29 protein-coding genes and 1 pseudogene are annotated in these 23,670 nt (G+C 40.4%); all 30 read right to left on the bottom strand.

Annotated features, from left to right (window positions below; genetic code table 11):
* Positions 1 to 81: 81 nt before the first annotated feature.
* Positions 82 to 1,080: a tyrosine-type recombinase/integrase gene (locus tag WKT11_RS03285; RefSeq protein ID WP_181977650.1), complete on the bottom strand. Its 999-nt coding sequence runs from the start codon at positions 1,078 to 1,080 to the stop codon at positions 82 to 84.
* Positions 1,081 to 1,167: 87 nt separating this feature from the next.
* Entirely contained in the window at positions 1,168 to 1,698 is a 531-nt protein-coding gene (locus tag WKT11_RS03280; RefSeq protein WP_340282527.1) for a hypothetical protein, read from the bottom strand.
* A gap of 32 nt (positions 1,699 to 1,730) precedes the next feature.
* A complete protein-coding gene (locus WKT11_RS03275) occupies positions 1,731 to 4,802 on the bottom strand; it encodes a hypothetical protein (RefSeq protein WP_119242415.1) in 3,072 nt (1,023 codons plus the stop codon).
* A gap of 13 nt (positions 4,803 to 4,815) precedes the next feature.
* Positions 4,816 to 5,202: a hypothetical protein gene (locus WKT11_RS03270; protein ID WP_118516472.1), complete on the bottom strand. Its 387-nt coding sequence runs from the start codon at positions 5,200 to 5,202 to the stop codon at positions 4,816 to 4,818.
* Positions 5,186 to 5,470, bottom strand: a complete 285-nt coding sequence (locus WKT11_RS03265; RefSeq protein ID WP_118516471.1) for a hypothetical protein — start codon at positions 5,468 to 5,470, stop codon at positions 5,186 to 5,188. The genes WKT11_RS03270 and WKT11_RS03265 overlap by 17 nt, the downstream gene beginning before the upstream one ends.
* Positions 5,471 to 5,483: 13 nt before the next feature.
* Positions 5,484 to 5,870 (bottom strand): hypothetical protein, encoded by a 387-nt coding sequence (locus tag WKT11_RS03260; protein ID WP_118516470.1) that lies wholly within the window; start codon positions 5,868 to 5,870, stop codon positions 5,484 to 5,486.
* An 11-nt stretch (positions 5,871 to 5,881) separates the two neighbouring features.
* Positions 5,882 to 9,406, bottom strand: coding sequence for a hypothetical protein (locus tag WKT11_RS03255; RefSeq protein ID WP_340282522.1), 3,525 nt, complete (start codon positions 9,404 to 9,406; stop codon positions 5,882 to 5,884).
* A gap of 54 nt (positions 9,407 to 9,460) precedes the next feature.
* Complete coding sequence (locus WKT11_RS03250) at positions 9,461 to 9,823, bottom strand: hypothetical protein (protein WP_119242417.1); 363 nt, start codon at positions 9,821 to 9,823, stop codon at positions 9,461 to 9,463.
* Entirely contained in the window at positions 9,823 to 10,260 is a 438-nt protein-coding gene (locus tag WKT11_RS03245; RefSeq protein ID WP_119242418.1) for a DUF6096 family protein, read from the bottom strand. Before WKT11_RS03245 ends, WKT11_RS03250 begins: the two co-directional genes overlap by 1 nt.
* A gap of 14 nt (positions 10,261 to 10,274) precedes the next feature.
* Complete coding sequence (locus tag WKT11_RS03240) at positions 10,275 to 10,694, bottom strand: phage tail protein (protein WP_118516466.1); 420 nt, start codon at positions 10,692 to 10,694, stop codon at positions 10,275 to 10,277.
* Positions 10,695 to 10,711: 17 nt separating this feature from the next.
* A complete protein-coding gene (locus WKT11_RS03235; RefSeq protein ID WP_340282516.1) occupies positions 10,712 to 11,080 on the bottom strand; it encodes a hypothetical protein in 369 nt (122 codons plus the stop codon).
* Entirely contained in the window at positions 11,077 to 11,574 is a 498-nt protein-coding gene (locus tag WKT11_RS03230; protein WP_119242419.1) for an HK97-gp10 family putative phage morphogenesis protein, read from the bottom strand. Before WKT11_RS03230 ends, WKT11_RS03235 begins: the two co-directional genes overlap by 4 nt.
* Complete coding sequence (locus WKT11_RS03225) at positions 11,571 to 11,939, bottom strand: hypothetical protein (protein ID WP_243101688.1); 369 nt, start codon at positions 11,937 to 11,939, stop codon at positions 11,571 to 11,573. The genes WKT11_RS03230 and WKT11_RS03225 overlap by 4 nt, the downstream gene beginning before the upstream one ends.
* Entirely contained in the window at positions 11,920 to 12,249 is a 330-nt protein-coding gene (locus WKT11_RS03220) for a phage head-tail connector protein (protein ID WP_340282513.1), read from the bottom strand. Before WKT11_RS03220 ends, WKT11_RS03225 begins: the two co-directional genes overlap by 20 nt.
* Before the next feature lie 4 nt (positions 12,250 to 12,253).
* Positions 12,254 to 12,493 (bottom strand): Rho termination factor N-terminal domain-containing protein, encoded by a 240-nt coding sequence (locus WKT11_RS03215; RefSeq protein ID WP_119242421.1) that lies wholly within the window; start codon positions 12,491 to 12,493, stop codon positions 12,254 to 12,256.
* Complete coding sequence (locus WKT11_RS03210; RefSeq protein WP_119242422.1) at positions 12,493 to 13,422, bottom strand: hypothetical protein; 930 nt, start codon at positions 13,420 to 13,422, stop codon at positions 12,493 to 12,495. The genes WKT11_RS03215 and WKT11_RS03210 overlap by 1 nt, the downstream gene beginning before the upstream one ends.
* Positions 13,423 to 13,438: 16 nt before the next feature.
* Positions 13,439 to 14,080, bottom strand: coding sequence for a DUF4355 domain-containing protein (locus tag WKT11_RS03205; protein ID WP_243102430.1), 642 nt, complete (start codon positions 14,078 to 14,080; stop codon positions 13,439 to 13,441).
* A gap of 144 nt (positions 14,081 to 14,224) precedes the next feature.
* Positions 14,225 to 14,392 (bottom strand): hypothetical protein, encoded by a 168-nt coding sequence (locus WKT11_RS03200; RefSeq protein ID WP_181991581.1) that lies wholly within the window; start codon positions 14,390 to 14,392, stop codon positions 14,225 to 14,227.
* 76 nt (positions 14,393 to 14,468) lie between these two features.
* Complete coding sequence (locus tag WKT11_RS03195) at positions 14,469 to 15,197, bottom strand: ORF6N domain-containing protein (RefSeq protein ID WP_118516459.1); 729 nt, start codon at positions 15,195 to 15,197, stop codon at positions 14,469 to 14,471.
* Between the two features lie 123 nt (positions 15,198 to 15,320).
* Complete coding sequence (locus WKT11_RS03190; protein ID WP_119245226.1) at positions 15,321 to 15,500, bottom strand: hypothetical protein; 180 nt, start codon at positions 15,498 to 15,500, stop codon at positions 15,321 to 15,323.
* A gap of 106 nt (positions 15,501 to 15,606) precedes the next feature.
* Positions 15,607 to 15,774 carry a hypothetical protein gene (locus WKT11_RS03185; RefSeq protein WP_181991582.1) on the bottom strand — a complete coding sequence of 56 codons (168 nt, stop codon included), beginning with the start codon at positions 15,772 to 15,774 and terminating at the stop codon, positions 15,607 to 15,609.
* A 57-nt stretch (positions 15,775 to 15,831) separates the two neighbouring features.
* Positions 15,832 to 17,352: a minor capsid protein gene (locus tag WKT11_RS03180; protein WP_340282499.1), complete on the bottom strand. Its 1,521-nt coding sequence runs from the start codon at positions 17,350 to 17,352 to the stop codon at positions 15,832 to 15,834.
* Positions 17,342 to 18,724, bottom strand: a pseudogene (locus WKT11_RS03175) (phage portal protein). The gene WKT11_RS03180 and the pseudogene WKT11_RS03175 overlap by 11 nt, the downstream one beginning before the upstream one ends.
* A gap of 62 nt (positions 18,725 to 18,786) precedes the next feature.
* Complete coding sequence (locus tag WKT11_RS03170; RefSeq protein ID WP_340282497.1) at positions 18,787 to 20,067, bottom strand: PBSX family phage terminase large subunit; 1,281 nt, start codon at positions 20,065 to 20,067, stop codon at positions 18,787 to 18,789.
* Positions 20,048 to 20,944 carry a terminase small subunit gene (locus WKT11_RS03165; RefSeq protein WP_340282495.1) on the bottom strand — a complete coding sequence of 299 codons (897 nt, stop codon included), beginning with the start codon at positions 20,942 to 20,944 and terminating at the stop codon, positions 20,048 to 20,050. The genes WKT11_RS03170 and WKT11_RS03165 overlap by 20 nt, the downstream gene beginning before the upstream one ends.
* 68 nt (positions 20,945 to 21,012) lie before the next feature.
* Positions 21,013 to 22,104: a DUF4062 domain-containing protein gene (locus WKT11_RS03160; protein ID WP_340282493.1), complete on the bottom strand. Its 1,092-nt coding sequence runs from the start codon at positions 22,102 to 22,104 to the stop codon at positions 21,013 to 21,015.
* A gap of 280 nt (positions 22,105 to 22,384) precedes the next feature.
* Positions 22,385 to 22,807, bottom strand: coding sequence for an RNA polymerase subunit sigma-70 (locus WKT11_RS03155; protein ID WP_340282491.1), 423 nt, complete (start codon positions 22,805 to 22,807; stop codon positions 22,385 to 22,387).
* Positions 22,808 to 23,067: 260 nt separating this feature from the next.
* Entirely contained in the window at positions 23,068 to 23,247 is a 180-nt protein-coding gene (locus tag WKT11_RS03150; protein WP_118516451.1) for a hypothetical protein, read from the bottom strand.
* Positions 23,247 to 23,498 carry a hypothetical protein gene (locus WKT11_RS03145; RefSeq protein ID WP_118516450.1) on the bottom strand — a complete coding sequence of 84 codons (252 nt, stop codon included), beginning with the start codon at positions 23,496 to 23,498 and terminating at the stop codon, positions 23,247 to 23,249. The genes WKT11_RS03150 and WKT11_RS03145 overlap by 1 nt, the downstream gene beginning before the upstream one ends.
* A complete protein-coding gene (locus WKT11_RS03140) occupies positions 23,495 to 23,659 on the bottom strand; it encodes a hypothetical protein (RefSeq protein ID WP_181977652.1) in 165 nt (54 codons plus the stop codon). Before WKT11_RS03140 ends, WKT11_RS03145 begins: the two co-directional genes overlap by 4 nt.
* Between the last annotated feature and the right edge of the window lie 11 nt (positions 23,660 to 23,670).

The raw sequence follows: 23,670 nt of genomic DNA, 5'->3' as shown, positions 1-23,670 counted from the left end.
TCTTCTGGATGTAATTCTTACCACGCAAAATAGACCACCATTTCTGGCAGTCTCAAAAATTCCATATGAAATCATCTTTGATTATGAAATATATCGTCTAAATGATGCTTTTACGTTCTCTTCGCTGACCGTTACGTACATCATAGTTGTATCTGGCTTTTGGTGGCCGGCGTACATTTGAATTTCCTGTAATGGTATTCCTCTATTGCCTGCATCCGTAAGTAAAGTTCTCCGGAATTTATGTGGATGAGCATGAATCTCTGTTTTGTTTCCTAAAGTCCGAAGCATGGATTGAATCGCCTGTTTTCCAAGCCTGGTATGTGGCTGTTTATTGCTTACGAACAGGGCCGGATTATTATCTTCCCTGGTTGCAAGGTATTTTTGAAGATGATATGCGCAATCGTCGGTCAGATACACTCTTCTCTCCTTTTTGCCTTTTTCTCCGTATATAATTACTTCTTTGTTTCCCCAGTCTATGTCCTTTCTGTCTAATCTTACTGCTTCCCCTATTCTGGCTGCTGTACTGTAAAGGAATGCCATGATTGCAATGTCTCTTTGGGATTCCGCATTGCATCGCAGATGCTCCATTTCAGCCTGTGTAAAGGGCTTTTTAATCATTCTTGGTACTTTTATCTTCTTTAATCTCCGCATAGGATTTCTGGATATGTAGCCTTCATCCGAAATCCATGCGAAGAAGCTGCTTAGGTATCTTCTGATTGTATCCATATAGCTCATTGAGATTTTCCGCTGTTCCTGATACATTGCCAGATAATAGCGAATGTCATTTGTCGTAATATCCTGTAGTCTTTTATTCAGGGTTGTTACTAATCTGGTCACACAGTCTTTATAGCGTTCCAGTGTTCCTATACTGCAGTTTTCTATACGTTTGCTTGCAATAAAGGTTCGAAGAATCTTTTCCCAGTGGCTCTCGGAAGTAACCAGCTGAGTACACTCCTGCTGTACCTCTATTCCATGAAATTCAATTGCCATAACGTTTTCCAGTTTCTGAATCTCTTCGTTTGATAAAATCTCCTGCATTTTTTCCAGGATTCTATTCTGGATCTGTTCTATATTTGTCAAAATAATGCACCTCCTGCATGGTAATTCTGCCATATAAGAGATGCATTTACAATTTGTTCACACCTATATTAAATGGGAAGACTACGATTATTTTATTTCTATTTCAAATGGAGTATAGGATAAGATAAGACCTCTTCCCCAATTCCCAATATCGATAGTTATGCTATTATCTGTCAGATTTCCTATGACTGATACATTACCATTATTCATTATCTCTTTTACCATTACTTGGTTGTTTTTAGTAACACCATAAATAATTGCAGAATACTGTTTAGTTGAAGCTCCGGCTAATATTGTAAAAAAACAAGCTTCGTTAATCGACCCAGCGCGTATCATTATTGTTTCATATTTTTGCCCAAAATTTCTAATTCCCTTGCAATAAACCGTTCCAGCCTTACTATTTAATTGGTTAATCGCCTGTAAAAGTGTCAGATTTCCCTGGTCCAGGCCGAAGGTTTGGGTGGTCAGATTTTGTAATATCTGTTTTGCGAGGTTTTCCAGGGTGATGATTCCGCCTTCGTTGGTGTCAGGATCGGTGAATATGAGTTTTTTCCCGGTTGGAATGGTGGTTACTTCCGGGAGGGTGTTTACTGCTACGCTTTCTTCTGGTAATGACATATTGGCTCCTTTCCGGCAGTCATCTGACTGCCTTACGCATCTATGCTAAAGCAGATGGCTTTTCCGTTTAATATAAGTGCTCCTCTGCTCACTGTTAAGATCTGTTGTTTATAGGTTGTAAATCGTCCGACTACCACTCCGCCGAACATATAGTCTTCATTATTAACGGTTATCGTATATCCGTATCCCAGGAATGTTTCTCCGTTCTCTGTTTTTCTGGTCCAACTGTACCAGGAAGATGGATATTCCCTCGTCACTTCCCTGCCGCCTTTGTACACCACTGCGGTCAGTGTAGTGGTTCCATCACCATTATCATGGTACCGGGCATTATAAACAAGGGTATTGTTTGTCAGACCATGGAGATCAGTGGTTACTTCTGAAAGATTCGCCCTGATACCATCTATACCGGTCTGGATATCAGCTACTTTATTGTTTGTGGTCGATATTGCTTCCTTAGCTTCATCTGCAGTATCCTGGGCTTTTTTGATATCCTCGCAAAGTCCTTCTGCATCTGCGATAATGGTTACAGTCTGAACATCAAGGGTCTGAACTCCTGTTTCATCATATAGAGTGCAGCGGATTATGTTTATATCCGGTCCTGTCGGTGTGTATATTTTCAGAATCTCTGCTCCGGAAGAACCATAAACGATATTGTAGGTTTTTCCGGAATCTCTGGACTCTTCTATCTGAAAGATTCCTGCATAACTGCTTATTAATCCATTGTCATTTTTATATGCTGAAAATGTCACACTGGATGGTAAAAGTGTTTTTCCGTCTTTCTGTTTTCTCATAACAAGAGAACTGGTCTGGATATTATAAGAGATCCCTATCTTGCCATCCTTTGATTTACTGACGGAAAAACGTTTTCGGATCCATACTCCATTGTTCTTTATTAACAGGAGTTTTCCATTGATCGTAAGAACTTTTCCGCTTAGCATGAGGGCTTTGGATTCCAGACCATATTGAGCTTCGATATCTACGTAACCATCATCAGTTGTCATGTCCGTTACCTGGTAAGTACGCGTTCTGGCATTCCAGGTGCCAGCGATTCCCTCAGATGCGGTTACATTAATAGCATCAATATGATCCGATACATCTGTATCTCCCAGATATATCCGCATCGTTGTATGGCAGTTGGTGTAATCTCCCCCTGTTCCATCCGGATTGGTATGGACTACATGTGCATCATTGTCCAGTAATGCTCCGACTGCATCCAGGGTGCTGATACCAGACAATGTATCCAGCGCTTTTCTGGCTGCATCTGCCGCCGCATCTGCTGTATCGCTGGCCGCTTTTGCTGTACTTGTTGCACTGCTGGCTGTTTCCTGTACGAAAGTAATGTTCTTACTCATCTGGGAGTATGCCTGGTTCAGGCTCTGTCCGGAATCATCAAACCAGATGCGGCTACTCTTGATTACCTGTGCACTGTTATTGATTTCCTTGAACAGGCTGTTAATGTCTAATTTGGATGCTGCAATATTGGCATTGTCTGAAATCATGCTGTCTACAATTACTTCATCTGCAATCGCACCTTTCTGGACGCCGGATGCGTCAATCAAGGTTCCTTTTCCCGTTTCGTCAAACAATGCAAAAGTAAAGCTTCCAGATGCATCCCTGCCCGCCTGCAGTCTTACTATTCCATTTGCGTCTCTCCACTGTTGGGTGGCTCCCTGTATCTTTATCCCGCCGTCATCTGAAACAATCGTGAATTTATCTGTGGAAATGGTTCCGGCTAAAAGATCTGAAATGGTAACTGTCTGCATGACTGCATTCCGAATCAGTGCTGAATCAATCACTGCATTCTGGGAAGTCAGATGGATATTCTGTAAATCCCCTACCCCTGCGCTTCCGGAAAGAAGCGTCTTGATATTGGCATAATTACCATCCAGAATGTCTATCTTTGCATTGGCCGCTTTAAACTGAGTAGCCGTCAGGTCCCTGAAGTTTCCTATATCCGCGTTTAATTTCTCGATATTTGCATTTGTTGCGTTCAGATTAGTGATTGTAGCATAGGTGATCTTGGCTGTATCTACATCCAGCTTATTGATCATTGCATGGTCTATCATTACCAGCTGGGCATAGTAGCGGTCCATTTCTTTTGTCTGCGGTCCTTTATAATCTGTATTGGTCTCTTCTTCAGATAAACCAACTGCCTCAATCGTATGGGTCAGACCGCCGTCATATTCCCACTCCATTTTCATGACCGGAACTTTATAGGAATCTCCGTTCAGATCCTCTACTGTTATGATATCCCAGGGATCCAGACGCGGATCTCCCAGAAGTTTCAGATTACCCGGCATATAAGAAAACTTGCTAAGGGCAGAAAAGATATTGTTTAATGCCTCTTCTGTCATGAACGGATTGGAAAAGCTTACTGTTCTTTCTCCGCTTCCAGCTGATATGGAACTGCTGTTTCCCTCTTCGTCCTTTCCTGTATAGCAGGTCAGTTTCTCTATTCTAAACAGATATTCATTGTGTTCGAAATTGTCCCAGTAACGCCCTGTTCCAGCTTTGTAATCGCTGTCTATATAAGTATGTATCTCTATCTGTCCCTGCCGGTTACAGATGGCAAATCCGCCATACATCTGTGCCACATAGGAAAGAACCTCACGGCAGGAGTATCCCTTAGGATTTGCCATTGCTATTGCGTCCAGACCATCTGTTGCTACTGATACACGTGTGATTTCTGTAATACGTTTCAGTATTGATACTGTATCCGTATTATCCGGAAGGCTGGAGGAAAAAAGCATTTCCAGCTTCATCATACGGTCGTAAGCCGTAAATTCAATCTGGTCTTCTGTCTTTTTTGGCTTTCCTGCCGTAAAATATCCAATCGGAATGTATTCTGTCAGCCCATCCACGTCCATACCAATCTGTAGAAGGAATTCATGGTTTTCAATTGCGCCGGCGCAATCCGGGATTGTTACGGTTACATACTGCGATATGACAGATCCCAGGGAAAAATCATCTTCTCCTTCAGAACCGCCCGTAAACTTGATGCTTTTTGCATCTGTAATACTGATATCGTCATATGTGATCAGACTCTTGAATGTTCGGGAATCCTGCTGTATCAGGTTTCCAAAGGCTTCTGTTGACTGATACATACAGGCACCTCCTTTACTCTGTCATGAATTCCAGAGCTGTCAGCTCTTCTATAGTCAGTGCATCATATCTGGGATCATCACATTTTTCCAGGATATCAACCGTAACTTTCTGGATCTCCACTTCTGTTTCGATCTTCAGAAGTTCTTCGATATCTCCGGCGTATCCTTCCTGATCCGGGATTACATAGCAGTCATCATTTACCAAATACTGCCCGTTTTCATCTTTCTGTGCATATCGGCTCAGTATATCCTCTCTTTCTGCAGAATAGGCTTCGGATGCTGGTCTAACTGCAGATACGTTCTTTTTTACTGCATATCCCAGTTTTACAGGAAGTTTCTTTATTTTCATTTCCGCATAAGTATTCAGGAATGAAAGGATCTGACTATTTCTGAGTTTCATCTGTCGGTTCCTCCTCTGTTGTATTGTCTGTCTGTTCCTCTGAAATAGAGTCCTGCATTTCCCATACGGTCTCCTGGAATGCTGCTACCTGCGCGCGAATCTCTTTTTTGTTCTTATTGAAAGCATCCTTATCCTGAATGGACTGGGTAATCCTGTCGTTCCCGCCGTTTGTGGAAATCTCCGCAAAGAGACTCATTGCAATCTTGTCTTCTACCTTAATCGTTCCATTTGCTGTTAAGCTCTTATTAATTGTCAGTTCTGCTGCCATGTTTCTTTTCCTCCTATTTCTGAATCAAGTCAACGCCAGTCCCCTGGTAGGTCTTAACGCCTTTCACATAGGTGTAGACCGGATAAATTGGTGTACCAGCATAAAATTTCTTTGTTACACGCGTATTGCTTCCTGGATCTGTAAATGTAACATTAAAAAAAGCAGGTGTTATAGCAGTATCAATAACTGCAACCTGCTCTCTGGTCAATGGTGGCCAGGTACATTTCAAGGTATATTTTATCGCAAGAACATCTCCTATCATTTCCGCATTAGCGGCACGTCCCGTATTCTTGGACCATACCTTTTCTTTTGATATTGTAAGCCCATTTAATTTCGGAGTGGGCATTGTCACTCCGTTAATAATCAAGTCATCTCCTGGCCCTGAATCAAATTTTGCCAATGCCTCGCCTCCTAACTAAATACGGGTTTCCCTGTTGATCTTTGATACTGTTGTCCTTCCTGTCGTACCATCTTGAAAAGTTTCTTAGAATCTCCCTCTAAATGGACATGCACTTCCATCTTCTGTCCATTTCCATTATTGCTAAAGCTCTCTAATGCGTTTACCATACCTTCAAATACGCCAGCCCTGATACCATCTACAATCTGTCCATTATTGGCTACCGCGCTTTTGTTTCCCATACGTCCAACCAGCTCCGGACCATTCTCACGAGCCATGAACAATTCTCCTATATTCGGAAAGCCACCATTAGCATACCAGTTTACGCTAAAATTCGGAGTCTGAAACCATCCACCATTATAAAGCCTGTGAGTATTCCACGAGGATATATAGAGACTTGGTACCGGAATATGTACGGAACGGAATCCATTTGCAAATGACATTGCCGCATTATAACCAATATTGTAAAGGTTTCCAATGCTATTCTGTATCTTGGTTCCCAGTCCGGAAAACTCCTGTGCAATTCTGTTTGTTCCCTGTTCAGTGCTGGTAACCATGTTTTTAATCTCATCAGCCACTTTCTCGGCTGCCTTGATCCATGTTTTATTTGTTTCTTTTGACACATAACCCCAATAGCGTTTGATATACAAATACACAGTTTTCATTGTATCCCATGTATCTCCCTTCATATCCTTCAACGCCGTAGTAACTGATTTTGCTGAAGCTTTCCATTCTTTCTCTGAAGTTTTATTGACTTCTTCAAAAGCACCCTTGGCGTCTCCCGAAATCGATGGAAAATCTCTTTTGGATTTCCCCGTAAGATCATCCCAGACTCCTCCTACTGTTTTGGTGATTTTTTCCCAAATAGTTGAAGCTCCTGTCTTTATATCCTCCCAGGTTCCTGATACAGTATCTTTGATCGAATCAAACTTCTCGGTAGCTGTTGTCTTTAATCCGTCCCAGGCTCCACTAACTGTCGTTGAAATTCCATTCCATGCAGTAGAGGCAGCTTTTGTTATCGTATCCCAGACATCTCCTATGGTATCTCTGATTCCTTCAAATATATCAACAACACCGCCAACCAGACCTTTGATGCCTTCCTGCAGTCCCTGCATCAGGTACTGTCCCATTTCTGCCATAACAGTAGATGGTGAATGGATTCCGAATGCATTTTTAAATCCATCGATAAACGGTTGAAAAACATGTTCTTTGATCCAAGAGCCAATTCCAACTACTACATCTTTGATACCATTTAAAAAGCCTTCCCATGTGAATTTTCCAGCCTCTGTAAAATGATCGATGATATACTGCTTGGCACTATTTACCGCATCTCCGAAAAGACCTCCAATAAATGCGGCCAATCCCCCGAATGCTGCTCCTATCGCTTCAAACAGTCGACTTACAACACCATTCCAATCAATATTAATCAGGAATTCTGCAACTTTTTCACCAAGACGTTTCCAATCTGTATTTTCAACACCTTGAATAAAGAAATCCAAGATTCCCTTTGCTGCATTCGAAATAGTCTGTCCGGCTTTTGCCCAGTCTATAGTTTCTATAGACTGATTAAGAAAATCAGCAACTGCCATCCCAAACTGTTTCCAGTTAAAGGTTGTTACCGCTGCGTAAGCAAAATCAATAATTGTATTAATTCCTTGTGCAAAACTTTTTCCGACTAATCCCCAGTCTGTTGTAGATATAAAAGAATTCAATGTATTTACAATCCCTGTTGTAATCTCTGACACTGTAGTGCGTATCAGATTCCAGTCCAAGGATGACAATGCACCATTGATTCCATTTCCAGCAGCTACTCCAAGACCATTCCAGTCAAATGTTTCAGCAAAAGATTTTGCATAAAGGAATATTGCATTTATTCCATTTGCAAGAGTCGTTCCCACCAGTGTCCAGTCTGTTGTGCTGATTGCATTATTTAATGTCTCTGCGATTCCACTTCCCCAATTTCTGGCAGTGGAATAAATCAGCTCCCAGTCAATGCCATTCAAGGCGCCATTGATGCCATTTCCAATTGCAGTTCCCAAGCTTCCCCAATGAAAGTTCTCAGCAAATGTATTAGCAAATCCAAAAGCTGTATTTAGCCCCTGTGCAAGGGTGTTGCCTACCAGCCCCCAGTCAGTTGCCTCAATAAATCCATTAAGGAACGTTGCAATGCTTTTTGCAACCTTATTTACAGTATTCTGGATATCGTTCCATGGAATACTCTGTAATGCGGTGTTAAGTTTCCTTCCTACAATCGCACCGAGTTCTGTAAAATCTGCATTTTTCCAGGAATCCTTGATAAGTTTTGCCAGATCTTTATACTTTCTTTGGATGGCTGTCGTTTCAAACATGTCATCCACGCCGCCTAGTGAGGAACCTTTTTCATTTGTTGTCTTATCATCTAGCTTATTGATCTGGTCAAACCCTAATATCGTACGTTTGTATTTATCCGCTGCTTTAGATGCCTTATTGGCACTCTTAGTGTTTTTATCCAGGCTTTTTGCATAATCCTGATTTACCTTTTTTGCTGTAACCATCGTGCTTTTTCCAGTCAATGCCCCCATGAGCTGACCGAATGAATTAACCACACGTATGATCATCTGAATCAGATTATTCAGAATAGGTGCTACAACTTCAAGAATTGGTGTAAAAGCGGTTGCAAAGGAATTTTTCAGTTGAGTCAGTGATGACATCAGCATAGATAAGCTTGCATTTGTATTGGTATCGTATTTAGCAAGATTATTAAATCCATCAACCAAAGCGCTTCGTAGCTTATTTGTTAAGGTAAACAGACTCCTAATTCCTAATGTATATTTGAGAATTGTCTTAAGTCCGCCTGTTAAACCTCCTGAGGAGCTTTGTGCGCTTTTCCCGATTCCCTTAATTTTTCCTGCCAGTTTTCCAATAACTGGAATACCAGTTGAAAACTTTTGAATCAATGCACCAAATAAACCGGAAGTTCTTCTGATTACAGGCCCAACTGCTGATACGGATTTCTTAAAAAGATTTACCGCATTTGTAAGTCCTCCCCAGCCTTTTTGCACAGCACTGATAGCTCCCGAGCCAAGACTGCCAAGGACTTTTCCGGTTCCAGATAAGATTCCTTTTCCGAAATTCAGTGCTTGTTTTGGAATGGAAACCGGTCTTGCAACATCTGTGCCATTTTTCTCCATGTTTGCTTTAGATTGTTCATATCTTTTTACTGCTGCCTCAGCATTCTTTATATCGTATTCCAGAGACTTCCAGGAACGACTTTCCTGATCAACACCAAGGCTTTCCATTTTGTCTCTTTTTTCATAATATTTATCAAGTACCGCCTGCGTTTTCTCAATATTGTCTTTTACTGCTTTATAATCTGCAGTTTCTGTTTTGATCCCTGCTTTCACCTGATAACCTTTAACCATATCTTTGATTCTCTGAAAGGGATTCTTTATCTTATCTGTTTCCTGCCTGATAGCCTCTGTGCTCTTTTTAACTTCCTGCCGGCTTTTATCCAGTTCTCTTTTCAAAGGACTGCTATCTGCTTCTATCGTAACTTTCAACTTTGCAAGATCTTCTCCTATGTTCTCCACCTCCTTTCTTTAAAGCCGCCGTATTCACTGATGACGGCGGCGGTTCCACTCTGCCATATAGGCTCTCCTGTTTTCTTTGTACTCTTCCCATTTTCTGTCTTCTTCTGCTTTTTGGTAAGTTTCCTGCTCTTCTTTAAACAATTCCGGATAATACTCCCATGGACGCTTTATATCTCCTTTTCCGGATATCAGTGTGGAAAAGTTCGCAGTGAGTATCTCTGCCAGGATAAAATTATCCATTATCGTCTGCTTTTCTTTTCGTTTTCTCTGACGTTGTAAACTGTCCATACTATCTATAATCTCGTTTATAGACAATTCCCAGTATTTTTCTGCCGGAATGCCTAAATCTAAAGCATAGAAATATAGCTCAGAAAGCTGATCTGACATCAGGCGTTTTCTACTGCCTCCAAGAGTGCTGTTGCCATCTTCTCTGGCAAAAAACCCGATACCACCATGATTGGAATGATGACTTTCTGATAAAGTTCAATCTGGCTGTTTCCCTCCTCAATCCAGGTATCATACAGTTTCTTTACATCATTATAATCTACTCCATGTTCCCATGGTTCCATTGCCGCCTGGATAATGGTAAGCATTACAGAAAGCGGCGGAATATCATCAATCATATTCATGAGGTTCTGACGGTATTTATTTTCCAGTTTCTCAATCGTGCCCGCCTTTAATTTCAGACGAAATTCTCTTTCTCCGACCTTCCAGTAAGCAAATGGCTGTCTTTTCTTTTTTGATTCTTCTGGTTTTACCGCCTCAGTTTTCTCTGCGTCATCAAGCCCTCCAAGAACCTGTCCTGCATTTTCATAATCTAACATCTCTTATCTCCTCCTTACGCTGGGTCCGTATATTTAAAGTCAGACTGAACTGCCATGCTTAATTCAAATTCAATCACACCATTAACAGCTCCGCCTGTACGTTTTACAGCTACCTGTGCGGTAAACTCAGTGACTGTACCATCTTTCGTTTTTTCCTGGAAATCCAGTACTTTTTTGTCATCCGCTGCTTTTCTCATCACGCGGTAAGGACTTTCTGCTTTTGTATTATCATATTTGAATTTGTATACGATATCTGGGAGATCACCAATCCCGATCTCATACATCTTATGTGGGTCTGTAAGACAAGTATTTTCTTCCTTGTCGATATCCACACCAAGTTCCGGAATCTCCTTCAATCCCGGAAGATCTGTATAAGCTGCACTTGTTGAATCCGTATGTTCCCTGTATCCCAGGGTTGTTCCGTTTGCTAACATCTTTCATTCCTCCTTTTTTATGTCCAATAAACTTCTTCTGAATCCATCGCAATGATGCCCTCATAACGCATCTGCTTATGCTTCATCCCCGACGGGTCCAGGATATCTGCACATTCAGTTCGTTTTAATCCAGTCTTCTTCATTGCCTCATCCACGGCAAGTGTTGTTGTTGACGTGCTCTTTCTGTCCCAGATATCAATCCGGTACCTGACAAAAGCTTTGTCTTCCTGTAAACCATTTTCTGAGCTGGACGCTTCATATACATTGTTCTGTTCTTCCACATACTGAATGGTCGCATCTTCCGCCCATGTACCGGGGTAAGAATCTGATACATGTTTTGAAACCGTCAGAAGTGCTTCATACACCTTATCTTTTATATTTTTCATTTTCTCTCCATATTTGCTCTTATTTCTTTCAAGATGATATCCTCATTATCTTTTAATGCCGGATACATAAACGGATATGCCGGTTGTCCAGTGCATTGATAAAATCTTCCTTTAGGAGTATCAATGTGAAACCAGTGATATTTCTCCGCGACTCTTTCATCCACCTGGCTCTCATGGATCCACCAGGGTGCCTGTGTATATGCAGGAGTAACTTCTGGAGAAATCCCTGCATGGTTTTCCTGTCCTTTGGGACCGGTTCCAAATTCTACGTATGGTGCATATTCCTTGTCCGTCCAACAGGTTCCAATGACTTTCCTATCCTGCTCCGAAACCTCTGCATAAATACTTTGCCTCAGTTCGCCCATATCCACATGGCAGTTCATGACTGCTGCCGATCTTACTATCTGGATTCCAGTAGATACCGCCTGTTTGAGATTTGGATCTGACATCGTTTTTAATTTATGCTCTAATTCTTCAATACCACTTACACTCATATTCGTTCCACCTCCAGTGTCAGGAAACGATACGGTTTAATAGCAATGATCTTATAGTCTGGTTTCTGATCTTTGACCGTATATAAGTGAATTCCGTCAAGCTCCTGGATATCTGTTCCATCTTCCAGGATAAAATGAACATTGCCTTTATCATCTGGATGACTGACATATTTCCCATTAATCCTGACATTCCGTATGTAGTTCAGGCGCTGACCATATTGCTGTGCCTGGACTTTTCCGGATGCAGGCCATGACTCTCCGGAAATAGAAGAGGCAGCACCATACTCTTCGCTGGTACTGCCTTCAGAATCTTTTTTTATGATCCTCTTTCTGTGGTAATATGTTTCAATCCTGTTTCTTCGCATTCTCAAAGGTTATCCCTCCTGTTCTTGCAAGCCGGTACCGGTTCATAATGTCGTAAACCTGTTTGGGAGCTGTTTCAAATGAATAGTTTTCCCCTCCCTCGCTTCTGGAAGTTTCCCCTTCTGTTCCCATCCGATTCAGGGCAATAACAGCAAGATCCCGCACTGCTTTTTCTAACGGTGTAATAATCACACTCCGATTTGTGTAGCTTTTTACAAAGTCGGCAGCTTCTTCCAGATAAGCTTCGATCAGGTTTTCATTCGTCTCGCCTGTCAGGAGTTTTACTCTTTCAATATCTCTGGCTTCTGCCATATAATCACCCTTTCAGAATATCGATAAGGTCCTGTTTGGACAAAGAAGAAATTCCAGTAAGTCCTCTTTTCTTTGCTAACATTTTTAATTCTTCCACTGTCATTTCTTCGATATTTTTCTCTTCGAGCGGTTCCGGTATTGTTTCCTTTGGCAGGCTTTCTACCGGTTCGAATCCATCATTCAACAATTTTTCAGCTACTGCTCCATCTGCCTCCCGCTCAACATTTTTTCTGATCAGTCTCATCACTCTGCCTCCTGAATGCTCAGATAAATAGAATCCAGCTTATTATCCAGAACCCAGATATCATGGAAACGACGGTAATCCATCTGCCATGCGTTCAGTTTCTGATTGATTTCCGGGCTGAAAATACGCATGATATCCTGCTTTGTTACTGCAATCGGTGTTGTTGTCGGGCAGATAAAGAAATTCAAATTCTTGGCTGTAGCACCTTTCTCATATCCACCTTTCTCCTGTCCACCAGTCTTTCCATCATTAATTTTAATTGTAGTATACATACGGTTAGATGGTGTAGAAACCAGCGGTACACCGTCTACAGACGGTACCTGTGTCTGAATGCCGCCTTTAGAAAAGGTTACTGCTGTAATCTTTCCTGCAAGCTCTAATTCCAACTCCATGATAAAATCTGGTGTTGCCTGGCATACAAGCGGACCGTTATAGTTTTCTCTAATCGCCTTGATGCCTTCTTTCACTTTACGCAGGGCAGAGGTTCCCGTTGTTCCCGGGACATAAGAATATCCGATCATTCCTGCTTTATTTGCTGTAATTGTTTCTGTTGCGATCTTAGAAATACGATATGCATCAATTTCCGGAATAACCTGTGTTCTCTGAAATTCTCCCATAACTGCTGAAGCTGTCGGGATAAAATTAGCTTCGTTAATGTCCATAGGGTCAAGCTGGAACAGGCGTCCGCGGTCCTGAGTCATTTTTCTGGTTTCGTATTCCAGAGTAACAGATCCTCTCTGATATCCGTTATCTCGATCATAATCTCCCATTCCCTGTACATTCATTTTCGGGATTTTAACCTCTGATCCACCGTTATAGAGTACCTGTCCGGCATTGGCATCCATCCAGCCGGTGGTTGCTTCCTGTACCGCAATCTTATCAAGAGTAGTCTGGAATAATGTTGCTGTTGCTAATGTATTAATTGCCATATGTGTTCACTCTCCTTTAATATTTGCCCATCATAGCATTGTAGACCTGCTGCTCAAGAGCTTTCTGTGTATCTGTTTCCGGGGCTTTCTTTTGCGGCTTTCCACCTTTTAACTTTTCTTCCACTGCTGCCTCTACAGCTTTCTGAAAAGCGTTTTTGACTTTTTCCATAGATTTCATACAGGAATCTGCATCCGTATAATCCAGGACTTCTGCAAGTTCTACCGGAAGATTATCACTAGCTAATGTATTTTTAGCCTCAGCCATCAGTTCTTTTCTGGTAACAGCCGCCTCTCTGTCTGTCAGATTTTTTTCTCTTTTCTGCTGCAAGTATTTTGTTTTTTCTTCCTCAGTCATCTTTGCAAGCTTTTCTGCTTCAGAAAGTTTATCATCTGTCATTGCCTGCCATTTTTTCTGCTCATTGGTAACGGCAGTGTTGATAGCTTTCTGCAGTCTGCGGTCAAATTCCGCCTGATTATCACCTGTTTTCAGAAAATCATCAAAAGATGGAGGGGTGTCTTCCCCATTAGCACCTGAATTGTCATCTCCTTCAGAGCCACCGCCATTTCCGCCATCTGCGGTTCCAGCGCCATCTCCTTCTGCAAATAACTGCAGGTTCATGGGTACTCTGCACATTGCTTTTACTAATCTGTTTCTCATGTTCTGTCCTTTCTGCCCAGCCTATTCGTTTTCACGCCCGGGCCATTCAGTTTTTGGAGTGACTCGCTTCTTTAACGTCTGGCGGAAAAAGACACAAAAATAAGACGCTTCACCCCGCGTCCCAGAGGGAGATATTCGGATCACCTATTCCTTTCCTTTGTCTGTGAGCTTTTCAGATTCTTTTGTGATCTCTGCAACGCCTTCATGAATCAGGTGCTCTGCCCTGGCTTTTTCTACTTCCAGAACAGTTCCTGCTTCAATAATTTTGTTCAATCGAACATCACTGTAACGTTTAATGCATTTTACTTTCACTTCCTTCACCTCCTCTCAGTTGCGCCGGCGCAAATTTACATATTAAAAAGAGCCTGTTTCCAAGCTCTTCTAATAATCAATATTTCTGTTTTGCCTTAATATCCAGCATTCGGATCATCATAAATGCGGCACGCTCTGCCTGTTCGTTATAATCTTTTTCTAATGGGCTGGTTATCATATTGCCTTGATTGTGATGAATAAAATAATGTGCAAGTTCATATGCTGCTTCATATACAACTTTTTCAAACATCTGATTCTCACAAATTGCAATACGATTACCCTTAAGTACACTCCCATATCCTTCAATTCTCTTGAGTTTTAATACAATTCCCTGTTCTTCTGCCAAAGCCAGCAAATTCTTAAACACGAATATCGGTTCTTCCATATCTGGTATGGATATTTTCTTTTTGACTGATTCTGTTTTGGTCTGAGTTGGAATAACTTCTTTCTTTTCTGAAATTTCCGGCTCATTCTCTTTCGTTCTGAAATAGAAATCTACCAGATACTCATATGATTTCCAGGCTTTATCAGTATTAATGGATTTTGCAAGAAGAAGTGCTCCTTTTTCTGTCCATAAATATAAATGAGCACTGAATTTATGGCAATCTGGAATTTCCCGACTGGCTTTAAACTGCTTTAATTCGTTTCCTTCAAGCTTGATGTAATGCTTCCCCTCTGTATATTTTTTCTTATTATACGAAAAATTATAAGATATTGTTTTTGTATCTGTTTCATACATTTGTGCCACTTGTGCAGAAGTTAATACTCTGATGCCATGATATTCTGTTATTTTTAAACTATTCATTTTGTGTTTATTCCTCACTTTCAAAATTATGATTGCAAGGAATACCCTCTAAATGTTATAATATTTTCAGAGGTTATTCCTCAGTGTATAAGAAGTTGTTTTCGTTGGTAGCGGGGCAACTTCTTATTTCTTTGTGTTTTCGGCATAAACCTTTTTGATACCTTCCATAACAACTTCATATTGCGTTTTTCCAGTTAATATGCAACATTCTTCTAGCAATGCTTTATCCTGCTTAGTTGCTCGAATCTTAATCTGTTCTGATTTCGGATTAATACTTTTAGGTCTGCCAGTCCTTGGACTCATATTCTCACCTCACTTTTTGAGTACACAATAAATATAATATCGTGTACTCAAAAAGTCAAGAGTTTTTTAATAGTCACAAAAACCACCTGTCGTTTCTGACTGGTGGTTATCCTATAACTTTTTCTATATCATCTATTGTTTTATCGTACAATGTTTCCCAATCTTCTGGTGAGCTGCCTACGTCTATGATCAGGGATCCATTGGGAAACACTTCCATAATGCTTCCTTTTCTTCCATCTTTCAGAATTACTGTATCGAATTCTTTTACTTCCATCTACTTCACCTCTTTAATATAGGCACTTGCCATCATTACGCTATTTTCATCAGCAGACTACCCGACAATAACATTTGCCGGCTTTTCCTTCAGACCATTTAATATGATTTTCTGTTCATACATATGCTTTCCGTACCCGTTTACTCCTTTGCTGGTGACTGGATACTTTGGAGCTTTTTCTATAATCACCTGTTTTAACTTGTTCCAATTCTCAGCATCATATCCAAGTCTATCAGAAAAAGCCTTTCCCTTTGCCAGTCCTTCCGGATGCGTGCCTCCAAACAAATACTTTTCAAATTTTGCATCTGTAGCCATTGCTTTCTCTGCATTTGGCAGTTTCAATTCCGGATGCTGTAGCAAATCATTTCTTCTCTGATAATCAAGCTTCATAAATCTCCATTTCTCAGGTTCATTATACTTCATTTCCTGGAAATCCGCAAAGCTTTTCGGCACGTCCTTTCCAAGAAGCTCTTTATATCTATCGTATTGTTCTCTGTCAGAATGTTTATTCTTGACGGATTTTTCTTCTGCCTCCGCCTTTGCATCACCTTTCACATATTTTTCATACCACTTTTCATATGTCATAGTTGCTGGAACTGTCTCTATGTGCCCTGTTTTCGGGTTATAGGCGCTTCGTTTCATATTCTTTAGGATATCTTCATTTATGACGCTAACGGTTGTAGAACGGCACCACGGATGCATGGGCGGATAGTTTTTCCCAACCTTGCGGTCTTTTAAGAAAAATATCTTTCCATCCAGACTCCGACAAATCTCGCTTGTCCTGAGGTCAAGGGTTGCAAGGTAACGGTATTTTTCTATTCCGCATTCCTCATAAGATCTTGCTGTCAGCTCTCCGGATAAAAAACAGCTCTCTGTTCGTACCAGTCGCCTGGCCTGCATGGCTCCTGCTCCACAACGGTTCATGATCACTTCCGAAGTTTCGCGGTCTGTTCTGCCAGTCAATAAGCTTACAAGTAATTCCTGCTTTAATGTTTTGGAAAGGTCCTGTGTGTTCTTCCAGATACGCTGGGAATAATGTCTTCCCGACCAATTCATATAAAGTACTTGTTCCACCTGTTTTTTACTGATATTAGAAAAGCTGAATCTAAGTCCTGTCTGCTTCTGGACATTGTAGATAGAGCGATAATAAACATCTTCGCAGAGATTTCGAAAGAAGCTGGTATCAAATAGCTGTTCCTGCTGGTATGTTTCCTGCATAATTGTATCTACCTGCTGTAAAAGGTCCTTCAGTCGTTCCATTCTGGCTCTGTATGCCGGGGCTTCCAGTTCCTGAAGAAGCTGCTGCTTTGTTTTATCTGAATCCTTATTTTTCAAAGCATTCATTAATTCTTCTAAAGATGTCTGGTCCTGTAAAGTGTTCAGAAGATTCCACGCTTGTGTTTCTGACAGTCCATACTTAGTCATATATTTTTCAAAAATGTCTTTCGCCTTATTGGTTAGCAGCATGGAAACATTTCTATACACCTTTACTATCAGATCCGCTGTTTCTTCCGCATCTTCCATTCGATGGTACATATCCCAGGCAGCTCTGTTTTTCCAATAGGAATCATTCTTCATCTACATTATCCTTTTTCTTATCAGATGTTTTCTCTTCTTCCTCTTTTTCAGTCTGATCTGGAGGGGTGTTTCCCTGCATTCCAAACATCTCCTGCTGCCGTTTCAGATTCTCTTCTGTTTCCTCATCCAGGGCTTTCAGTTCATCATCTACATTGTCCACAAATGGCACCTGTGATAGTAGTGTCTTCCTGCTTACTTTTCCCTAGAGATTTGACACAATCTGTGAGATTTCAAGAAGATTCTTTGGCAGGGCTCTGGTAAATGTCATTGTGATTCCTGTTGGATCCACGCTCTTTCCATACAGTGAAAGGAAATTGCAGAATATCCGGATACGTTTTCTTAAACCTTTTCTGTAGTATCTCGTTTTAATCTTTGTGATATTTTCCATGCCCAACAGTTTAAACTCCATGGCTACGCCTGAGACATTTCCGCCGAAGCTTTCATCTGTCATACAGGGAATATGGGAAAACTTATGAATATCCTGTTCTATCGCTTTTTTCAGGATCTCCACACCAGATTCATCAAACGTTCTGGTCAGATACTCTGCTTTCGCTCCATCTGGTACTTCCAGGACTTTTCTCTTTTTCAGCTGTTTCATTGCTGCGGTTAATCCATCTTTCTTTTCCCCATTCCCATCTTCAACTTCCTCATCTGCAAGCAGCGTTCCATAAATAGCTAAAATCGCATCTATAAACTGTTCTTTATCTGTAACTCGGTCGCTCATCAGAACGTTGTAGGCATCAATCAGTGGAATCTGAAGTTCAAAATCGCCAATAGCTAATTTATTATTAAGGTATTCAATAATAGGGATTTCTCCCAGATAATGTGGTATTGCTGGTTCTGTTGTTGCCTGATATGTACTGTTATTTTCAATATCCAGTTCATATTTATAGTTTGGGGTCACTACCGTTGCCATATAATGGTCTGTTGAAACTCCAGAATCATCCTTCCGGATATAATAATAGACAGCAAAGAGTTCATTTTCCTCGATGCTGTCATCTTTTACCATAAATGTATTTTCTGCTGAAATATTTTTCATGCATAGATAGTTTTCATTTTCTTTTACATAAATATATTCATAGGCAAGACCGTAAATGGAAAGTTCCAAGCCATTATCTCCATCTACTTCATCTGCTCCGGCCAGTTCCAGGGCGTCTGTCAGATCTGTAATATCATTTTCTGATTTATAAGATATCGGATTGCCAATGAAATAACTACTGGCCGTATCTGAGATGTCCCTGGCGTGATTACAGACCAGCTTATTTTCTCGTCCTGAATCATTTAGGATCTCATGCTGTCCTTCATAGTAAGCCATATTCTTTTTTAATCTGCTTACCATGCTGATATGTTTACTGATCAGCTGCCGGATCATCTGCTTACCTGGATTCAGTTCATCGAATCTTTCTCTTGGAATTGTAAATGTATACATGCTTCTCACATCCTTACTTCTTTTAATTTGGCAAGTCTATTACCGATTATGGTGCTACAGAAATAGCGTGTGCTGTCCATGGCGTGATCATGCTGCTTTATTGGTTTATCTTCGCCTCGTTCCAAGGCTTTCTCATCCCAGATATAGGATGCAAACTCCTTGATGGTTTCCTTGCATGAAGAAGCAAAGACAAGTTGTTCCATATTCAGAAGCATTCCTACCAGACGGATTCCATCCAGTACATCATTGTTTGCCTTTATGACCTTGTAACCACGTTTTCTAAGCTCTGCAATAAAAGAAGCAGCGGATGGATCCACGATAACTGCCTTGATCTTCGTTTCATCCAGCCACTCCTTCAGGTCGTCTGCATATTCTGAATCTGTTTTCTGTTTGCCTTTATCTCTTCCGGAATAGTAATACTCCCTGATGCAATACCATTTCCCATTGACCCCTTTATTCCAAAGCAGGAAAACAGTAGCATTCTGGGTACCGTAGTCGCAGGATACATATCTGCTACCATTGATTAACAGTTGAAAAAAATCGCGAATATTCTGAACATGTTTCTCTTCGTCAAACATATCATAGATGATGCCTTCTGCTGCCGCCCACAAACCAAGAATGTAGCGTTTAAAGAAAACGCCGATATACATGCTGCGGTATCTGGTTTTGATTTCTTCACTCAGAGACAGATTATCGTCCATTGTGAAATGAAGATATAACAGTTTCTTTTCCGTTGCTTTATCAATCCAGTTGGTTTTAAACCAATGATACGGACCGTCTGGGTTACAGTTGAACCAGAACTTTGAGCCGGTTACAGAGCATCGTCCTGTAGCCTGATTCACAAATGATTCTGGCATCAGTGCAACTTCGTCGAAGAATACTCCGGCCAGTGTAATACCCTGAATCAAGTCCTGTGAGCGTTCATCTTTTCCGCCAAATATGTAAAAGTAATTCTCTTTTCCTTTTCTTCTGACCACTACAAGATTGTCTGCTCTGTGATCTGTGATCGAATATCCTCTTGACCGTAGCATAAGTTTCAGCCAGAACAGGACATTTCTTCGAAAGGATCCTATTGTCTTTCCACACATGGCAAAATTCTGTCCCTCAAACGAATTCATTGCCCAGAGAACAAAGGACAGCGACATGCTGATTGTCTTTCCTGATCGGATAGCTCCATCAGCAATGATGCCACTGTGATTTTTTACTGGACAATTCTCTGTCCACCAATTTAAAGTCATTCTTTGCTTTTTCGAAAAAGACCGAAACTTAAATACCTGTTTCTTCATCTTTCCAGTCCTCCGCAGCAGTTCCTTTCAGTGCTTCCAAAAAACCATCATCTTCAAACTCATCATTATCGCCTGTCTGCGCTTTCAGTTTTGTAACCTCTGTCTGTGCTCTGATCTGCTCAATTCTGACTTTCTGTTCCTCAGTTGCCATATTCATGTGGTCAGATAGCCATTGTAGTGCCTTCATGCGGTCAGATAATTTAATGCTGGCTCCGTCTCTGCCTTGTTTTACTTCTGCCAGGATGGTTCCGTCCACTTCGGAAGAATCTTTGAATCTGACTGTATTCACAATCTTTGTGAGTGTTTTCTCTTCTCCGGTTTCAGGATCCTTTGTTTTGACTGGACCATATATTGCCATCACCGGTACTTCCTCAGTACCAAATTCTAAGTAATCTGTGATATCTGCGAAGGCTATATCCATGTACCTCTGGAAGATATCTGACTCTGAAAGAAATTCTCGGTTTAGACGTTCCTGCTTCAGTCGAAAGATTTCTTCTTTTATACTAGGTTTTACTAGGTTCTTATATCCTTCTACATTTGCTATTTCATAACTGCACCCATATGCTCTTTGGTACGCTTTTGTAGCATTGAAACTGCGAATGTAATAAACGCAAAAAAGCCGCTGTTTATCAGTCAATTCAGGATTTTCTATCACCTGCTCAACTTCACTCTCAGCCGCTTTCTTTTTCTTCGTCTTTTTCTTTTCCGAACGTTCGCTTTTTTTATCCGAACGTTCGCTATCCCATTTGTGGGTACATTTCCATCTTCTTACAGTGCCTTCTGGAATGTTTAACTGGCTTGCGATTTCTACCAGTTTCTTTCCCTGCTGGTATAGCTGTCTGGCTTCTTCTATTCTTTTATCTGGTGCTCTGGCCAAGCCTCACCACCTCTCATTCGTTTCGTTTTTGAGTATAGAAAAAGCAGCCCGAAGGCTGCCTTATTTTTTTAATGTCTTTTTAACTGTTCAAAATATTTTTCTAAATATTTCATTGTTTCACTAAATATTTCCTCGTCACATAAATACAGCGAAAAATCATTTTGTAAAAACATATGTTGTGAATATCTAAATATGTATATTCCTTCTTGTGAACAAGGGTTTAAAAAATTATCAAAAATAGTTTTATCTATCTCTGCATCATTTGCGCTCTCATTATTTTTTAATTGGCGTACCAAATCTGCTGATATTTTATAATTCTTTAGAATAATCTCACAATTTTCATCTACACTTTTTTCATTGTTTACTTCAAAGGATAAGCCTGCACAAAGAGTTGCGCCTATATTTTGTGAAATCATTTTGTTTTGTGAAAGTAAAACCTTTTTATATTCTGTATCTTCCTGAATAACTTTTTTACCAATATTATTTACCATGACGTCCATTTTTCCCATCATAAGTTTCAATGATTCCATGGCTCCTAATAATTCTGTTTGTTCCTTATCATTTCTTAAAGAGTCTAAGTATTTTTTGAACATATCTGACCATTGTTTGCTTAGAAACTCTTTTATCTGTGATGATTTTCCGAATTCTGTAATGCAAATATTATTAAGGCTTTTTATCTCACGAATGAAACGGAATATATTAATGTTTTTGGTCGTTCTGAACATAATTGAATTTTTCTCATTTTCAATTTGTTCCATGTTCAGTTCATAAATTCCATATTCTGCATACACATTCGCGTCTATAAAAGCAAATATGGGAATATTAGAATCTACAGCCGTTTGAAATTCCTTTCTGGTAATAGACAAAAACTCTTTAAATCCATCATCCTTTTCCCCAGTAGCTGCTGTGCCATACTGTCCTCCAATAATAAGAATAACCATGTCTGAATTTCTCATTGCATCATAGCATGATTTATCTAATGCTTTTCCAGGTGTATATCCAATATCTCCATCTTCAAAAAGAATCGGTTCAAAATCATGTACTCTAATAAATCCCGCCAGGTCTTCTCTTATGTATTTTAAGTCATAAAATGTAGAGCTTACAAATATACGAGGTTTCATACTCACATCATCCTTTAAGCTTTTTCTTTTATAATACATTATTCTTTACCTCACTTCAATAAAAACATCCCATATTTCTACAGGATGTCCACAAAATACACACAATCTTGAATTTCCTGCCAAAGAAAACAGAATATCAGGATTCGAACCTGCGGCTCCATGGCTCACGCTCACTCCCTCTCGGTGAGATGTTCTGGCGATCTGTCAGGTGGGTACTGGCAGTCATTCAAGGGAAGGAGAACTCTGTATGATCTTCCACTGAGTTCAGTTTATACTATAACATTTTGAATCGGGACATTTGGGACATTCGGGACAAATTTTAATTTTCTTTAAAAAATCTTTGAAATTCTTTTTTTATGCTCTCTTCTGTTGCTCTTCTTCCCATCTTTCCAGCTACCTGCTGCCACGTCAGTTCTTCAAACACTTTGTATTTTATGATTCTCTGCATTCTTGGAGGAATTGTATTTAGCCACTCTTCCACGTTTGTTTTTAACTGCTCTGTCTGGGATTTTCTTTCTTCCAAAATCTTCTTCTGATATCGGAGTTGGCTGTCATCTGTATAGTTAAATGTTGTTCCCTGGATTTTAAAATGTTGTGGGTTATAAGGAAACTCAGGATTGCTTCCGGATACATTGGTCTGTATTACTGTCTTTTTCTTTCGGTTTAGCTTTTTAATTTCCTCTTCTGTCTCTCTAATCAGTTCGCAGGCGTCTATGTATTGGCTTAAGATATTCTTGTCCATCGATATCGCTCCCCTCTCACAAATTCTTCAAACTTGCATCACATATTGCTCACATTTTCTGGATATATTATTACCTGTACAGAGCAAAGAGTAATTGCAAAACTTTTTTCTTTTTCATACTTTTAGCCGGGAGCATGATTGTTCCCGGCCTCCTTCTTTTTATGTATCATTTTTACATAAGTGCCAGTAATGGCAGAATAAACAGCAGAATCTGCATTTCTTTCCTCTGGTTTCGAATAACCAGTATCTTAAGCGTTTTCTCATTTTCTGTATTCCCTTCCTGTCTTTTGGTCTCTTAATCCGGTTATCTCCAGTCCCATACGGTATGCCATTGCCCGAAGGATACAATAGTCTTTATATATCTGTTCTGGCATATGTCCTGCTGCCCGGATTGCTTTACTAGCTGTTGGATCCGGATAACCTTCAGCGTTTCTTCCCATTATTCATCCCTCCCGCATAATTTTAACAGCTGTCTTCTGCATACGTCCCATTCTACCCATATCATGTCTTTTCTTTTAATCGTTTCATCTACCATCATCACTCTATATCTACGGTTTGCAAGGTGCCCCCCATAATAGGCATTTGATATCACGTGCGACTTACAGTTGATTTTTTCTGATGCTTCTCTTAATGCTATTACAGGCTCTATCACTTTTCCCGTTTTCATATCTGTAATCTCATATAGGTTCATTTTTTCTCCTTGTAGAATCTGCATTTACGGCATCTCTGTCTGGTTGTTACGAATCTTCCCTTAATCATGCTCATATTCGGGCATGTCGGAAGGACGTATACTGCAAGCTGGCCAATCTGTCCGGTACTGTGTTTGCAGGTCTTTGCTCTGTCATCATTCATCTTGTGTGCCT

The sequence above is a fragment of the Blautia sp. HCN-1074 genome (assembly GCF_037890165.1).
Taxonomy (GTDB): domain Bacteria; phylum Bacillota; class Clostridia; order Lachnospirales; family Lachnospiraceae; genus Blautia_A.
Note: the sequence above shows the minus strand (reverse complement) of the source record. Positions and strands in the feature narration are given on the sequence as shown.

Coding starts and splice junctions, on each gene's coding strand:
- WKT11_RS03280 (WP_340282527.1), bottom strand. CDS start 1,698: ATGTCATTACCAGAAGAAAGCGTAGCAGTAAACACCCTCCCGGAAGTA.
- WKT11_RS03275 (WP_119242415.1), bottom strand. CDS start 4,802: ATGTATCAGTCAACAGAAGCCTTTGGAAACCTGATACAGCAGGATTCC.
- WKT11_RS03270 (WP_118516472.1), bottom strand. CDS start 5,202: ATGAAACTCAGAAATAGTCAGATCCTTTCATTCCTGAATACTTATGCG.
- WKT11_RS03265 (WP_118516471.1), bottom strand. CDS start 5,470: ATGGCAGCAGAACTGACAATTAATAAGAGCTTAACAGCAAATGGAACG.
- WKT11_RS03250 (WP_119242417.1), bottom strand. CDS start 9,823: ATGTCAGATCAGCTTTCTGAGCTATATTTCTATGCTTTAGATTTAGGC.
- WKT11_RS03245 (WP_119242418.1), bottom strand. CDS start 10,260: ATGTTAGATTATGAAAATGCAGGACAGGTTCTTGGAGGGCTTGATGAC.
- WKT11_RS03240 (WP_118516466.1), bottom strand. CDS start 10,694: ATGTTAGCAAACGGAACAACCCTGGGATACAGGGAACATACGGATTCA.
- WKT11_RS03235 (WP_340282516.1), bottom strand. CDS start 11,080: ATGAAAAATATAAAAGATAAGGTGTATGAAGCACTTCTGACGGTTTCA.
- WKT11_RS03230 (WP_119242419.1), bottom strand. CDS start 11,574: ATGAGTGTAAGTGGTATTGAAGAATTAGAGCATAAATTAAAAACGATG.
- WKT11_RS03225 (WP_243101688.1), bottom strand. CDS start 11,939: ATGCGAAGAAACAGGATTGAAACATATTACCACAGAAAGAGGATCATA.
- WKT11_RS03220 (WP_340282513.1), bottom strand. CDS start 12,249: ATGGCAGAAGCCAGAGATATTGAAAGAGTAAAACTCCTGACAGGCGAG.
- WKT11_RS03215 (WP_119242421.1), bottom strand. CDS start 12,493: ATGAGACTGATCAGAAAAAATGTTGAGCGGGAGGCAGATGGAGCAGTA.
- WKT11_RS03210 (WP_119242422.1), bottom strand. CDS start 13,422: ATGGCAATTAATACATTAGCAACAGCAACATTATTCCAGACTACTCTT.
- WKT11_RS03205 (WP_243102430.1), bottom strand. CDS start 14,080: ATGAGAAACAGATTAGTAAAAGCAATGTGCAGAGTACCCATGAACCTG.
- WKT11_RS03195 (WP_118516459.1), bottom strand. CDS start 15,197: ATGAATAGTTTAAAAATAACAGAATATCATGGCATCAGAGTATTAACT.
- WKT11_RS03190 (WP_119245226.1), bottom strand. CDS start 15,500: ATGAGTCCAAGGACTGGCAGACCTAAAAGTATTAATCCGAAATCAGAA.
- WKT11_RS03185 (WP_181991582.1), bottom strand. CDS start 15,774: ATGGAAGTAAAAGAATTCGATACAGTAATTCTGAAAGATGGAAGAAAA.
- WKT11_RS03180 (WP_340282499.1), bottom strand. CDS start 17,352: ATGAAGAATGATTCCTATTGGAAAAACAGAGCTGCCTGGGATATGTAC.
- WKT11_RS03170 (WP_340282497.1), bottom strand. CDS start 20,067: ATGAAGAAACAGGTATTTAAGTTTCGGTCTTTTTCGAAAAAGCAAAGA.
- WKT11_RS03160 (WP_340282493.1), bottom strand. CDS start 22,104: ATGTATTATAAAAGAAAAAGCTTAAAGGATGATGTGAGTATGAAACCT.
- WKT11_RS03155 (WP_340282491.1), bottom strand. CDS start 22,807: ATGGACAAGAATATCTTAAGCCAATACATAGACGCCTGCGAACTGATT.
- WKT11_RS03150 (WP_118516451.1), bottom strand. CDS start 23,247: ATGGGAAGAAACGCTGAAGGTTATCCGGATCCAACAGCTAGTAAAGCA.
- WKT11_RS03145 (WP_118516450.1), bottom strand. CDS start 23,498: ATGAACCTATATGAGATTACAGATATGAAAACGGGAAAAGTGATAGAG.
- WKT11_RS03140 (WP_181977652.1), bottom strand. CDS start 23,659: ATGAATGATGACAGAGCAAAGACCTGCAAACACAGTACCGGACAGATT.